This window comes from Streptomyces sp. NPDC002265 (genome assembly GCF_040296125.1).
Taxonomy (GTDB): domain Bacteria; phylum Actinomycetota; class Actinomycetes; order Streptomycetales; family Streptomycetaceae; genus Streptomyces.
The window spans coordinates 1-12,449 of record NZ_JBEOWS010000298.1 but is presented as its reverse complement, the minus strand read 5'-3'; the positions used below and the strand labels follow the sequence as shown (position 1 = coordinate 12,449).

The 12,449-nt window shown below is 72.3% G+C and carries 12 protein-coding genes, 1 tRNA gene and 1 pseudogene; 5 read left to right on the top strand and 9 right to left on the bottom strand.

Annotated features, from left to right (window positions below):
• Positions 1–252: 252 nt before the first annotated feature.
• The 3 genes from ABT085_RS35685 to ABT085_RS35675 form a co-directional block, all read right to left on the bottom strand.
• A complete protein-coding gene (locus tag ABT085_RS35685; protein WP_152893137.1) occupies positions 253–984 on the bottom strand; it encodes a nucleotidyltransferase family protein in 732 nt (243 codons plus the stop codon).
• A gap of 107 nt (positions 985–1,091) precedes the next feature.
• Positions 1,092–1,550, bottom strand: coding sequence for a hypothetical protein (locus tag ABT085_RS35680; RefSeq protein WP_351617677.1), 459 nt, complete (start codon positions 1,548–1,550; stop codon positions 1,092–1,094).
• Positions 1,551–1,773: 223 nt separating this feature from the next.
• On the bottom strand, positions 1,774–2,910 hold the full coding sequence (locus ABT085_RS35675; RefSeq protein WP_351617675.1) for an ABC transporter ATP-binding protein: 1,137 nt from the start codon (positions 2,908–2,910) through the stop codon (positions 1,774–1,776).
• A 218-nt stretch (positions 2,911–3,128) separates the two neighbouring features.
• Here ABT085_RS35675 and ABT085_RS35670 point away from each other — a divergent pair.
• A tRNA-Thr gene (locus ABT085_RS35670) sits at positions 3,129–3,202 on the top strand.
• A gap of 78 nt (positions 3,203–3,280) precedes the next feature.
• Here ABT085_RS35670 and ABT085_RS35665 read toward each other — a convergent pair.
• Positions 3,281–3,760 (bottom strand): GNAT family N-acetyltransferase, encoded by a 480-nt coding sequence (locus tag ABT085_RS35665; protein WP_351617673.1) that lies wholly within the window; start codon positions 3,758–3,760, stop codon positions 3,281–3,283.
• A 101-nt stretch (positions 3,761–3,861) separates the two neighbouring features.
• Between ABT085_RS35665 and ABT085_RS35660 the strand changes: the two genes are divergently transcribed.
• Positions 3,862–4,521: a rhomboid-like protein gene (locus ABT085_RS35660; protein ID WP_351617670.1), complete on the top strand. Its 660-nt coding sequence runs from the start codon at positions 3,862–3,864 to the stop codon at positions 4,519–4,521.
• A gap of 10 nt (positions 4,522–4,531) precedes the next feature.
• Positions 4,532–5,938 (top strand): NAD(P)/FAD-dependent oxidoreductase, encoded by a 1,407-nt coding sequence (locus ABT085_RS35655; protein WP_351617667.1) that lies wholly within the window; start codon positions 4,532–4,534, stop codon positions 5,936–5,938.
• Between the two features lie 104 nt (positions 5,939–6,042).
• Here the strand turns inward: ABT085_RS35655 and ABT085_RS35650 are convergent, their stop codons facing one another.
• Together ABT085_RS35650 and ABT085_RS35645 are read right to left on the bottom strand one after the other, a co-directional pair.
• Positions 6,043–7,545 (bottom strand): MFS transporter, encoded by a 1,503-nt coding sequence (locus tag ABT085_RS35650; RefSeq protein ID WP_351617666.1) that lies wholly within the window; start codon positions 7,543–7,545, stop codon positions 6,043–6,045.
• A gap of 56 nt (positions 7,546–7,601) precedes the next feature.
• The gene (locus tag ABT085_RS35645; protein WP_351617663.1) at positions 7,602–8,582 is read right to left on the bottom strand and encodes a zinc-binding dehydrogenase; all 981 of its coding nucleotides are present in this window, start codon (positions 8,580–8,582) and stop codon (positions 7,602–7,604) included.
• Positions 8,583–8,739: 157 nt separating this feature from the next.
• Between ABT085_RS35645 and ABT085_RS35640 the strand changes: the two genes are divergently transcribed.
• A complete protein-coding gene (locus tag ABT085_RS35640; protein ID WP_351617661.1) occupies positions 8,740–9,462 on the top strand; it encodes a pentapeptide repeat-containing protein in 723 nt (240 codons plus the stop codon).
• Between the two features lie 114 nt (positions 9,463–9,576).
• Here the strand turns inward: ABT085_RS35640 and ABT085_RS35635 are convergent, their stop codons facing one another.
• A complete protein-coding gene (locus ABT085_RS35635; RefSeq protein WP_162470037.1) occupies positions 9,577–10,077 on the bottom strand; it encodes a hypothetical protein in 501 nt (166 codons plus the stop codon).
• A gap of 37 nt (positions 10,078–10,114) precedes the next feature.
• Between ABT085_RS35635 and ABT085_RS35630 the strand changes: the two genes are divergently transcribed.
• Positions 10,115–11,518 carry a M1 family metallopeptidase gene (locus ABT085_RS35630; RefSeq protein ID WP_351617657.1) on the top strand — a complete coding sequence of 468 codons (1,404 nt, stop codon included), beginning with the start codon at positions 10,115–10,117 and terminating at the stop codon, positions 11,516–11,518.
• A 34-nt stretch (positions 11,519–11,552) separates the two neighbouring features.
• Here the strand turns inward: ABT085_RS35630 and ABT085_RS35625 are convergent, their stop codons facing one another.
• Positions 11,553–12,071 (bottom strand): GNAT family N-acetyltransferase, encoded by a 519-nt coding sequence (locus ABT085_RS35625; protein ID WP_351617654.1) that lies wholly within the window; start codon positions 12,069–12,071, stop codon positions 11,553–11,555.
• Positions 12,072–12,384: 313 nt separating this feature from the next.
• Positions 12,385–12,449 (bottom strand): annotated as a pseudogene (locus ABT085_RS35620) (chemical-damaging agent resistance protein C); the annotation flags it as partial.

Below are 12,449 nucleotides of genomic sequence, written 5' to 3'. Positions count from 1 at the left end.
GCCCCGTCGTCGTACTGCCGCGCCGCCGCACGGGCATCGGTTGCGGGTGTCGTACGGGCGCCGTGTGGGCGCTGAATGGGCGGTACGGGCGCTGCGCGACCGCCCTGCGGGCGTCGTGCGGGCGTCGTACGGGCGCTGTACGGCCGTCGTGCGGGCCTTTGCGGCCCCGTACGGGCGCTGTGCGGCCCCACGGACGCGGTGCGGCCCCGCAGGGGCGGCGAGGCGTCCGCGGGCCGGGAGGGTCCCGGCCTCTCAGCGGCCCAGAGCGGCCAGTTCCCGTGCGGCCTCGGTCAGGTCCTTCGCCGTGTCGATCGCCCGCCAGTAGGCGCCCTGCGGGATCGGGAAGCCCGCGAGGCGGCGTTCCCGCGCCAGATGCGGGAACGTGGTGCGCTCGTGGTCGCCCCGCGCGGGGAGCAGATCGGCGAACTCGGGGGAGAAGACGTAGACGCCCGCGTTGATCTCGTTAGTCGTCGGCGGGGCCTCGATGAAGTCCGTGATGTGCCCGAAGCCGTCGGTCTTCACCGCGCCCCAGGGGATGCGCGGGCGGGCCAGGGCGAGGGTCGCCACTGCGTCGCGCTCGGTGTGGAAGTCCGCCATGTCACGCAGCGAGAAACGGGTCCAGATGTCGCCGTTCGTCGCGTACCAGGACCGGTCGGGGTGCGGGAGACGGGCGGCCGCGTACTTCAGACCGCCACCGCGGCCGAGCGGCTCGGTCTCGACGACCGTCGTGACGTTCACCGGCAGGTCGGCCGAGTCCAGCCACTTCTGGAGGACGTCGGCGAGGTGGCCGCAGCTGACCACCACGTCCGTCACGCCCTCCTCGGCGAGCCAGACGAGCTGATGGCCGATGATCGGCGTCCCCGTGCCGGGGATCTCCACCATCGGCTTGGGCCGGTCGTCGGTGTAGGGGCGCAGCCGGGAACCCTGGCCACCGGCCAGGATGACGGCTTGCGTGGGGCGGGACGCGGCGTGCGGATCGGTCATGCCCGAACTGTACGCGGCGCCCCGCCGGTGGCCCGGACCGGAGATCCGATCCTGGCCGGCCGTTCCCGGCCGGCCGCCGTGCGGGGCGCCGGCCGCGGGGTCGGGGTTCAGCTGTGACCGGCCGCCACCCCCGACGCGAAGGAGGTGTCGCAGACGGGGCGTGCGTACGACTGGGCCCGCGGGGCGCCGTAGATGCGCACCGCGGCACGGCCCAGGGCACGGGCGATGGAGGCGCAGTGCTCGGCGAGCGACGGGTGGCCGTTGACGGCCTGCTGGAGGTGGGTGAGGACGACGCCCGGGTCCTTGTCCTGCAACTGCGTCAGCAGCCGGTCGCGCAGCAGGTCCTGCGGTGCGCGGACCACGGAGCGCGAGGCGCCGTTCGCGGTGGAGACGTCGGACGCGGTGAGCACCGAGTTCGAGGGGTTGCCCGACCAGTTGACCCGGGTGACCGCGAGGGTCCCGGAGAGCACCAGGACGACGGGCAGGACGAGGGCGAGGGTGCGGCCGATCCGGTGGGCGGGGCCCCGGTGGCCGCGTCGCGTCTGTTGGGAGGTGGAGTGCTTCACGCGTGTGAGGGTAGCGCCCGGTAATGATTTGGCGACATTTAGTCACCGGTTCGGGGGATGAGAAGACGCCTCTTTTTGGGTAGGGCGTTGACGTACATCACTCGAAAAGGGTGTTTTGCCGGGGTATTCGGCGACCACGAAAAGGGCCCCGCAGCACAGTGCGGGGCCCGATTCGTCAGCGGGGGTGAATCATCCGGGAGTCTTCGTCCCGGGCGGCATGCGGTCAGTCGGTGAGGCGCTCGCCCGTGGAGGTCGAGAACACGTGGATCTCGCCCGGCCGCGGCACGACGTGAAGCTGCGCGCCCTTGTCCGGCACCTGACGGCCGCCGACGCGGACCACCAGGTCCTTGACCTCGCCGCCGACCTCGGCCGCGCCGTAGACGTAGCCGTCGGCGCCGAGCTCCTCGACGACGTTCACGGAGACCGCGAGACCGGCCGGGGCGTCCTCGGCGTCCTTCGACAGCGAGGCGGCGGCGGCGCCGTTGTGCTCGACCACGTCGAAGTGCTCGGGACGCACGCCGACGGTGACCGTGCGGTCACCGCGGTCGGCGGCGGCCTTCAGTGCCTCGCGGTTGACCGGCACCACGCTGTTGCCGAACTTGACCCCGCCGTCGGTGATCGGGACCTCGACCAGGTTCATCGCCGGGGAGCCGATGAAGCCGGCCACGAAGAGGTTGGCGGGCTTGTCGTACATGTTGCGCGGGGAGTCGACCTGCTGGAGCAGACCGTCCTTGAGGACCGCCACGCGGTCGCCCATCGTCATGGCCTCGACCTGGTCGTGGGTGACGTAGACGGTCGTGATGCCCAGACGGCGCTGGAGCGAGGCGATCTGCGTACGGGTCGACACACGGAGCTTGGCGTCCAGGTTGGACAGCGGCTCGTCCATGAGGAAGACCTGCGGCTCGCGCACGATGGCGCGGCCCATGGCGACACGCTGGCGCTGACCGCCGGAGAGCGCCTTCGGCTTGCGGTCCAGGTACTCGGTCAGGTCGAGGATCTTCGCGGCCTCCTCGACCTTCTGCCGGATCTCCGCCTTGTTGACGCCGGCGATCTTGAGCGCGAAGCCCATGTTGTCGGCGACCGTCATGTGCGGGTACAGCGCGTAGTTCTGGAACACCATCGCGATGTCCCGGTCCTTGGGCGGCAGGTGGGTGACGTCACGGTCACCGATGCGGATGGCGCCGGCGTTCACGTCCTCGAGCCCCGCGAGCATCCGGAGCGAGGTGGACTTGCCGCAGCCGGACGGACCGACCAGAACGAGGAACTCGCCGTCCTCGATCTCGATCTCGAGTGCGTCTACGGCGGGCTTCTCGGAACCCGGGTAGATCCGGGTCGCCTTGTCGAACGAGACAGTGGCCATGGTGAATGGGCCCCCTTCTACCGGCAGGAACGTGCCGGACGATCCGTTGTAGGAAGGTGGTTGGTGTAGTCCACACGAGTGAACCGCTTCAGGACGCTACCTCCAGGTCACCCGATCTGTCAGTACCCGGACGACTGTGAACTTCGCGGAAATTTTCGACGGAGAGCCCTCGCGACGTGGGTACACTGCACGGGCACGTGCGTCCGGCGTACGCGCACGCCTCCTTAGCTCAGCTGGCCAGAGCACCGCTCTTGTAAAGCGAAGGTCGTCGGTTCGAATCCGACAGGGGGCTCCGGAAGAGCCCGGGCCGCAGTGGTGGCGGCCTGGGCTTTTGTCTGTCCGGGGGACCCTGGGTCGGGCTGTCCCGGGGCTATTCCTGGGTCCCCAGCTTGGTCAGCGCCTCGTCCGTCAGCCGGTACGTCGTCCACCCGTCCTGGGGAAGGGCGCCGAGCGAGTCGTAGAAGTCGATCGCGGACCGGTTCCAGTTCAGGACCGACCACTCCAGGCGCTGGTAGCCGCGCTCCGCGCAGATGCGGGCGAGCTCCGTCAGCAGGGCCTTGCCGTGGCCCCTGCCGCGGGCCATGGGGCGGACGTACAGGTCCTCCAGGTAGATGCCGTGGACGCCGCGCCAGGTGGAGAAGTTCAGGAACCACAGGGCGAAGCCGACCGGCCCGCCGCCGGCGTCGTCCTCGGCGATGTGGGCGAAGGCGGCGGGGTGCTCGCCGAACAGCGCCTCGTGGAGCTGCTCCGGGGTGGCCCGGGCCTCCTGCGGGGCCTTCTCGTACTCGGCGAGTTCACGGATCAGGCTGTGGAGGACGGGGATGTCGGCGGGCACGGCGGTACGGATCATGTTTGCGAGCCTAGGACAGGCCCCGGCCGTGTGAAGGGGTCGCCGATCTGTTCGGAATGTCGATCACGCCCCGGACGGTACCGACGTGTGTGAATCGGCTCATGCGAATCAGCGGAGGCGAGATTCTGCGCCGGGTGCGGGCGTACGTCCGCAGCGCGCCCGGTACGTACGTGTGGCTGGCGATCCTGTTCGTCACCACGGTCGCCCTGCACCACATGTCGCCGGAGTTCGAGGAACAGTTCCTGCGGCAGCGGTCGACGAACCTCCACGAACTGTCGGACAACCCGGTGCGGGTGCTGATCGCCAGCGCCATGTGGATCGCCGGCGGGTTCTGGTGGCCGTACGTCGTGCTGTACTCCGTCTTCCACGCGCAGGCCGAGCGCTGGCTGGGCACGCCGCGCTGGCTGGCGGTGTGCGGGGCCGCGCACGTGCTGGCGACGCTGATCAGCGAGGGCGTGCTGCTGCGGGCGATCCGGGACGGGATGGCGCCGCCCTCGGCGGTCAACACCCTCGACGTAGGTGTGAGCTACGCGCTGGCGGGGGTGGTCGCGGTGCTCACCTACCGGATCGCCGCGCCCTGGCGGTACCCCTATCTCGCCTTCGTGCTCGCCTGGTACGGGGTCCCGCTGGTGATCGGCCGCACCTTCACCGACGTCGGACATTTCGTCTCGGCGCTGATCGGGCTGGCCTGTTTTCCGCTCACCCGAGGGCGCGGAAAAGCACGGAATCCGAAGGAGACAGTGGCCGAGTGCAGGGGTTAACGTCCCGGACATGAACAACTCGGGCGGCAGCGTCGTCAACGGCGGCATCTCGTTCTGGTACGCGGACGACGGTCTTCCGGCGCGGCGGGAGCCGCTGGCCGGGGACGCCTCCGCGGACGTCGTGATCGTCGGGGGCGGGTACACGGGCCTGTGGACCGCGTACTACCTGAAGAAGGCCGCTCCGTTCCTGCGGATCACCGTCCTGGAACAGAAGTTCTGCGGCTACGGCGCCTCGGGCCGCAACGGGGGCTGGCTGTACAACGGCATCGCGGGCCGCGACCGGTACGCGAAGCTGCACGGGCACGAGGCGGCCGCACGGTTGCAGCGGGCCATGAACGACACCGTCGACGAGGTCGTCCGGGTCGTGGCGGACGAGGGCATCGAGGCGGACGTCCACCGGGGCGGGGTGCTGGAGGTCGCGCGCACGCCGGCCCAGCTGGCGCGGCTGAAGGCGTTCCACGCGGGAGAACTGGCGTTCGGGGAGAAGGACCGGGAGCTGTACGGCGCCCGGGAGACGGCCGAGCGGATCCGGGTCGCGGACGCGGTCGGTTCGACGTGGACGCCGCACGGGGCGCGGGTGCACCCGGTGAAGCTGGTCAAGGGGCTGGCGGCGGCCGTGGAGGCGCTGGGCGTGACCCTGTACGAGTCGACGCCGGTGACGGAGATCCGGCCGAAGCACGCGGTCACCCCGTACGGGACCGTCCGCGCGCCCTATGTGCTGCGCTGCACGGAGGGGTTCACCGCCTCGCTGAAGGGGCAGCGGCGGACCTGGCTGCCGATGAACTCCTCGATGATCGCGACCGAGCCGCTGACGGCCGCGCAGTGGGAGTCGGTCGGCTGGGACGGGCGGGAGACGCTGGGCGACATGGCGCACGCGTACATGTACGCGCAGCGCACCGCCGACGGCCGGATCGCGCTGGGCGGGCGGGGCGTCCCGTACCGCTTCGGGTCGAGGACCGACAACGACGGACGGACCCAGGCGGCGACGGTCGAGGCGCTGCGCGCGATCCTCGTGGACTTCTTCCCCTCGCTGGCCGGGGTGGGGATCGAACATGCCTGGTCGGGTGTGCTGGGCGTGCCCCGGGACTGGTGCGCGACGGTCACCCTGGACCGGTCCTCGGGGCTCGGCTGGGCGGGCGGTTACGTCGGTTCGGGCGTCGCCACCGCCAACCTCGCGGCCCGCACGCTGAGCGATCTCGTGCAGCAGGACTCCGGCCAGGGCGGGCGCACGGAGCTGACCGGGCTGCCCTGGGTGGGACACAAGGTCCGCCGGTGGGAGCCGGAGCCGCTGCGGTGGCTGGGCGTGCAGGGGATGTACGCCACCTACCGGGCGGCGGACCGGCGCGAGCGGGAGACGCACGGCGCACGGTCCTCCCGGCTGGCCCGGGCGGCGGACCGGGTGGCGGGGCGGCACTGAGGCGGGCGGGAGACGCCGGGACGGGCTGCACCGAGGGTTGTTCGGGGCGGTGCCGGGGCGGGCGGCGCTGAGGCAGGCGGGCGGCGCTGAGCCGCGCGGGCCGGTCAGGCCGCCGACTCCGGTACCGGCGCCGGCGCCGGTACCTCGCGCGCGGGCGGTTTCGCCGTCACCATCAGGCCCGCGACCAGGCCGGCCAGCAGCATGATCCCGGCGGCCCACCAGATGGCGACGGTGTAGCCGTGGACGATGCCCTCGCGCACGATCAGGTCCTTCTGGGCGGGGTTGCGCAGATGCGCCGTGATGTACGCGGCGCCGCTGGTGGTGGCGATCGTGTTGAGCAGGGCCGTGCCGATGGAGCCGCCGACCTGCTGCGAGGTGTTGACGGTGGCGGAGGTGACGCCGGCGTCCCGGGGGGCGACGCCCGCGGTGGCGGTGGAGAACACCGGCATGAAGGTCAGGCCCATGCCGAGGCCCATGAGGACCAGCGCGGGCAGGATCTCGGTGGGGTAGGAGGAGTCCACCGTCATCCGGGTGAGGACGAGCATGCCGCTCGCGGCCAGCACCATCCCGGGGACCATCAGCATCCGCGGGGCCACGCGCGGCAGCAGCCGGGCGGATATCTGGGTGGAGCCGACGATGATCGCGGCGGTCAGCGGCAGGAAGGCCAGGCCCGTCCTCACCGGTGAGTAGCCGAGGATGACCTGGAGGTAGTAGGTCATGAACAGGAACAGGCCGAACATGCCGATGACGGCGAGGGCCATGGTCAGGAAGCAGCCGGCCCGGTTGCGGTCCCTGACGACGTGCAGGGGCAGCAGCGGTACGGGGGCCCGGGTCTGCCACCACACGAAGGCCGCGAGGAGTACCAGGCCCACCGCGAACAGCGCCAGCACCAGCGGGTCGGTCCAGCCGCGCGGGTTCGCCTCGCTGAACCCGTACACGACCGAGACGAGGCCGCCGCAGCCCAGCAGCACCCCGGGCACGTCCAGGCGGGCACCGGCGTGGCCGGGGCTGTCGCGCAGCAGGACGACGGCGCCGAGGACGGCGACGATCGCGATGGGCACGTTGACGTAGAGGCACCAGCGCCAGTTCAGGTACTCGGTGAGCAGCCCGCCGACGATGAAGCCGATCGCCGAGCCGCTGCCGGCCAGGGCGCCGTAGATGCCGAAGGCCTTGCCGCGCTCCCTGGGGTCGGTGAAGGTCGTGGTGAGGAGGCTGAGCGCGGAGGGGGCCAGGAGGGCGGCGAAGGCGCCCTGGAGGGCGCGGGCGCCGAAGAGCATCCCGGAGCCGGTGGCCGCGCCGCCGAACGCGGAGGCGGCGGCGAAGCCGACCAGCCCGATGACGAACGTGCGCTTGCGGCCCACGATGTCGGCGACTCGGCCGCCGAGCAGGAGCAGACCGCCGAAGGCGAGGGTGTACGCGGTGATGACCCACTGGCGGTTGCCGTCGGACATGCCGAGTGCGCGCTGTGCGGAGGGGAGCGCGATGTTCACGATGGTCGCGTCCAGGACGACCATGAGCTGCGCGAGGGCGATCACCACCAGCCCCCACCAGCGGTGCGGGTCGGTGTCGAGGGAGGTGGTGGTCTCACCCGTACGGGGGTCACTCACCCGGTCAGAAGACCATGGATCGGCAGGGGCCGCATCTCGGTGTGCGCCGTACTCGGTCATGGCTCCAGGACCACCTTTCCGATCGTGTTCCGGGTCTCCAGGGCGCGGTGCGCGGCGGCCGCCTCGGCGAGCGGGAAACGCTGTACGGCGGGGGTGAGACGGCCGGCGGCGGCCTCGGCGAGGGCCCGCAGTTCGAGGGTGCGCAGCGGGTGGGGTCCGCCGGTCCGCCGGGTCATGGCCGGGCCGAGGACCTGTTCGGAGACGCCCTCGACGAGGTGGGCGCCGCCGCCTCCCAGGAGCTGCGCCGACCAGCCGAAGACGAGGTGCCGGCCACCGGGGCCGAGCAGCGCGACGGCCTCGCGGGCGACCTCGCCGCCGACACCGTCGAGGACCACGGTGACCGGGCGCCCGCCGAGGTGTGCGCGGACCTTGCCGGGCCAGGCGGGGTCCGTGTAGTCGACGGCCAGGTCGGCGCCGTTCGCCCGCACCCGGGCCACCTTGTGCGGGCCGCCCGCGAGGCCGACGACGGTGGCGCCGGCGTTCCCGGCGTACTGCACCAGCAGGGTGCCGATGCCGCCCGCGGCCGCCGGGACCAGGACGACCGAGCCGGGGCCGAGCTCGGCGAACTGCACGATCCCCAGCGCCGTACGGCCGGTGCCGATCATGGCGACGGCCTGGGCGAAGTCGAGGTTCTCGGGGATCTCGTGGACGCGGTCGGCATCGGTGACGGCCAGTTCGGCGTAGCCCCCGGGGGCGAAGCCGAGGTGCGCGACCACGCGCCGGCCGAGCCAGTGGTCCGCGACGCCCTCGCCGAGGGACTCGACCGTGCCGGCCACCTCGCGGCCGGGGACGGTGGGCAGGGCGGGCGGCTCGGGCAGCGGGCCCCGGAATCCCTCGCGCAGGGCGGTGTCGAGGAAGTGGACGCCCGCCGCGGCGACGGCGATGCGCAGTTGGCCGGGGGCGGGCCGGGGGTCCTCGACCTGTTCCAGGACGAGGTTCTCGGCGGGGCCGAAGGCGTGGAGCCGGATGGCGTGCATGGGGACTTCCCGTCGGGGCCGAGGGAGGAGGGAGGGGAGGGGGGCGCGACCGGGGCCGGGCCCGGGGTCCACTCTTCGACCTCGATCGCACTTGAGGTCAAGGGCGACGGTGAGGCGGTCCGGGCGGGATGTCAGTGGCGCGGTGCAGGATGGGGGCATGGCGAGGACAGGTGCGGGCGGGGCGGGCAGGACCGCGGGGCGGAGCGGGTCCGGTACGGCGGGCGGCTCCCGGCGCGCGGGCGCGCGGCGGCCGGAGGTGCGGCTGCCGCCGCTGGAGCCGTACGCCGGGGGCGGTCTGGAACCCGACGGGGACTACGACGGGCTGGAGTTCGGGCCGGAGGACTTCGCAGGGCAGGACGGCGCGGGCGCGCGGTTCATGGACTGCGCGCTGAACGGCTGCGCGCTGGACGAGACGCGACTGCACCATGCCCGGATCCTGGACTCGGTCCTGACCGGCATACGGGGGGTCGGCACCGACCTCGCCGAGTCGACGCTGCGGGACGTCGAGCTGGTGGACGCACGGCTGGGCGGGGTGCAGCTGCACGGGTCGGTGCTGGAGCGGGTGGTGGTCCGGGGCGGGAAGATCGACTACCTCAACCTGCGCACGGCGCGGCTGAAGGACGTCGTCTTCGAGGGCTGCGTCCTGGTCGAGCCGGACTTCGGGGGTGCCCGGCTGGAACGGGTGGAGTTCGTGGACTGCGTGCTGAAGGGCGTGGACTTCGGCGCGGCGACCCTGACTGACGTGGATCTGCGCGGGGTCGCCTCGCTGGAGATCGCGCGCGGGGTGGACCGGCTGCGCGGAGCGGTGATCAGTACGGGGCAACTGCTGGATCTGGCACCGGTGCTGGCGGCGGAGCTGGGAATCCGCGTGGAGGACTGAGAGGCGGGCCGAGAACTGGGCCGAGGGCCGAGATCTGGGGTCGAGGGCCGGGGGGCCGGAGGCCTGGAGCCGGGGCGGCGGCGGGCCTTTGCCGGGCCGCCGGCCGGTGCGGGCTCAGCCCACCCGGGGGAAGCGGGCCTGGAGGGTCCAGATCGCCGGGTTCTCGCCCAGGTCGTCGTGCAGGTCGACCAGGTCGGCGATCAGGTCGTGCAGGAAGTCCCGTGCCTCGCGGCGCAGTTCGCTGTGGGAGAAGGTGAGCGGGGGTTCCTCGGCCGGCATCCAGTCGGACTCGATGTCCACCCAGCCGAAGCGGCGCTCGAAGAGCATGCGGTCGGTGGACTCGGTGAAGTCCAGTTCCGCGTGCTGCGGGCGGGAGGCGCGGGAGCCCGCCGGGTCCTGGTCGATGCGCTCCACGATGTCGCACAGCGCCCACGCGAAGTCGAGCACCGGCACCCATCCCCAGGCTGTGGACAACTCGTGGTCCTTCTCGGTGTCCGCCAGATAGACGTCGCCGCAGAACAGGTCGTGCCGCAGCGCATGGACGTCCGCGCGGCGGTAGTCCGTCTGGGGCGGGTCCGGGAAGCGGTTGGAGAGGGCGTAGCCGATGTCGAGCACGTGAATGATGGTGTCACGCCCTCATAGGATCGCTGACATGTCCCGATCCGCGCCTGTCGTGCCCGCGCTCGTGCTCGCGCTCGTCCTCGCCGCGTGCGACGGCGGTGGCGGCCAGGGCACGCCGGGCGGCCCGGGGCTGCGCGATCCGTACTTCCCGAAGGCGGGCAACGGCGGTTACGACGTCACCCACTACGACCTGCGGCTCGCCTACGACCCCGGCAGCCGCCACCTCACCGGCACCGCCGGCATCACCGCCCGCGCCACCCAGGACCTCTCCGCCTTCGATCTGGACCTCAAGGGTCTGGACGTCCGGACGGTCACCGTCGAGGGCGAGAAGGCACGCTGGGACCGGGCGGGGCAGGAGCTGACCGTCCGCCCGCGGGACGTCCTCCGCGACGGCGAGACGTTCCAGGTCACGGTCCGCTACGAGGGCACCCCGCTCACCCTCACCGACCAGGACGGCTCGAAGGAGGGGTGGCTGCCCACCGCCGACGGGGCGCTCGCGCTCGGCGAGCCCACGGGGTCCATGACCTGGTTCCCCGGCAACCACCACCCTTCCGACAAGGCGACGTACGACATCGCCGTCACCGTGCCGAAGGGCCTGACCGCGGTCTCCGACGGGGAGCAGTCCGGCGAGACCACCGCGGGCGGCCGGACCACCTTCTCCTGGCACACCGCCGAACCCATGGCCAGTTACGTCGCCACGGTCGCGATCGGCCGCTACCAGGTCGCCCGCTCCACCGTCGGCGGGGCGCTGCCCGCGTACGTCGCCGTGGACCCGGCCCGGGCGAAGGAGAGCCGCGCCGTGCTGGCGAAGCTCCCGGAGGTGATGGAGTGGGCCGAGACCAACTTCGGCCCGTACCCGTTCTCCTCCACCGGGGTGATCGTCGACCGTCAGGACGAGGTCGGCTACGCCCTGGAGACCCAGAACCGGCCGGTCTTCCCCGGTGTCCTCGACACCGGCACCCTCGTCCACGAACTCGTCCACCAGTGGTACGGCAACTCCGTCACGCCGAGGACCTGGCGGGACATGTGGCTGAGCGAGGGCTTCGCGACCTACGCGGAGTGGCTGTGGCAGGAGGACCAGGGCGGCGACAGCGCCCAGGAGACCTTCGACTCGCTCTACGACGGCGACTACTTCGGCACCGCGGAGGCGGACGCGGCGGTCTGGGCGTTCCCGCCCGCGAAGCCGTCGGGCGCGGCGCACATCTCCGACCCGCCCGTGTACTGGCGTGGCGCGATGGTCCTCCAGAAGATCCGGCAGACCGTCGGCGACGACGCGTTCTACGACATCGTCCAGGGCTGGGCGGCCGCCCACCGCCACGGCAACGCGGACACGGCCCAGTTCACGGCGTACGTGGAACGCCAGGCGCCGGACAAGGACTTCGGCGCGATCTGGCGGGACTGGCTGTACGGAGACGGCAAGCCGCCCCGTCGCTGACCGGCCCCGGGCCCGGATCCGTTCCGGAACGGGCCTATCCCCGCAGCGGCTTGCGCAGCACGGTGCAGGGGCGGCCGAGTTGGCGGTCGCGGCGGTGGTCGAGGACCTCGTAGCCGAGGGCGGTCCAGAAGGCGAGGCCCTCGGGGTTGGCGTCGAGGACGGCGAGGCGCACGGCGCCGCGCCCGGCGGCCCGGAACCGTTCCTCGACGGCCGTCGCCAGCTCGCGCCCGTGTCCCTTCCGCCGCTCCCGCGCGTCCACCATCAGCAGCCCGATCCACGGGTCCGGGTCGGCCGGGTCGGGATGACGGGTCAGGGTCACGACGACCCCGACGAGCCGTCCCTCGCTGCGGGCGAGGAACACCTCCGCACCCGGCTGGGCCAGTTCGTCCGCGAGCGCCGCCGCCACCTGTTCCGGACGGATGTCGTCCGGGTCGGGGAACTCGCCGCTGAGCGCGTGGAAGGTCCGGGCGGACGCGTAGAGCGCGGTCAGTTCGGTGAGCAGGGGAGCCGGGATGTCGCGGTCGGGGGTGAGAGCGAGCGGATCGAGACGCATGGCCGCAGGGTATGGCCTGTCCGGCGGATCAAGTCGCAGGAGAGTTGCGGTGCCGTGTCAGCCGAGGTGAGCGGGGTCTGGTGCGTGCGGCTGCAAGGCGGAGGAGGGAGTCGACGCGGTGGGGGCACCTCCCGGCCGAAGGCTGGGGGACGTCGGCGAGTGACGACAACGCCGCAGGTGTGTGTGCCGGACCCCGCGTCTGCGGCGTGATCCGCCGGACAGGCCCTGACCGGGCAGGTCCCGGGGGGCTTTGCACCGGAGAACGCCGAAGCCCCCGGCCGGTCGGACGGGGGCTTCGCGCGGGCGGTGCGGATCAGACGTTCACACCGAAGTCCTGGGCGATGCCCACCAGGCCGGAGGCGTAGCCCTGGCCGACGG